The sequence below is a fragment of the Tsukamurella sputi genome (genome assembly GCF_007858445.1).
Classification (GTDB): domain Bacteria; phylum Actinomycetota; class Actinomycetes; order Mycobacteriales; family Mycobacteriaceae; genus Tsukamurella; species Tsukamurella sputi.
In genome coordinates this window covers 1-701 of sequence record NZ_VIGV01000048.1, presented here as the reverse complement: position 1 = coordinate 701, position 701 = coordinate 1, and the positions used below count along the sequence as shown (strand labels likewise).

Below are 701 nucleotides of genomic sequence, written 5' to 3'. Positions count from 1 at the left end.
AAATCGTACAGCACTACCAAGGCACTAGGCTCTATATTCCCCGCTGTTTTGAAGCGATTGTTAAGATCCGTAATGTGGAGTTTTGGAAAGCCGTAGAGAAGTTAATCATTGATCTCGGGATCAGCCAAGAGCGTGCGATCTTTTTATTAGGTCCTCGATTTGGAATCACATACCGTCAAGCCTTCAATATCAAGAAAGAGATGAATGCAGAACGGGAATCTAACAGACAACAAGCATTGATATAAAAGATGAAAGCCTGAAACCTAACACCCTCAATCCTTTGTAGCTGAAAGCTACCATGAACCTCATCAATAACAGATGAGGTTTTTTTATGTCTAAAGCAAAGTATCCAGCGCAATTCCTTGCGTACACCAATATCATCATTGACCACTTAGAAGGTGGCTTTGTTAATCATCCATCAGATCCCGGCGGTGCAACCAATTATGGCATTACAGAACGTGTAGCCCGAGCGAATGGTTATACCGGTCATATGCGTGATCTCCCTCGTGAAAAGGCCATTGAGATCTATTTTAAAGATTACTGGGATGGCAAGCTGATGAATCATATTAAGAATCATGTGGCATTCCATCTCTATGATTGCTCCATTAATAGCGGATATTCCCGTGCGATTAAGCTTCTACAGCGTGCTGTAGGCGTTACCGAAGATGGTGTGATTGGCGCGAATACCATCAATGCGATTA

2 protein-coding genes are annotated in these 701 nt (G+C 42.5%); both read left to right on the top strand.

Annotated elements, in window-relative coordinates; genetic code table 11:
- Nucleotides 1-245: Mor transcription activator family protein (locus FK268_RS25855; protein ID WP_205124522.1), on the top strand; the 245-nt coding region annotated here is incomplete at its 5' end.
- 86 nt (nucleotides 246-331) lie between these two features.
- Nucleotides 332-701 (top strand): glycoside hydrolase family 108 protein (locus FK268_RS25850; protein ID WP_146437792.1); only part of this gene is annotated, 370 nt, incomplete at its 3' end.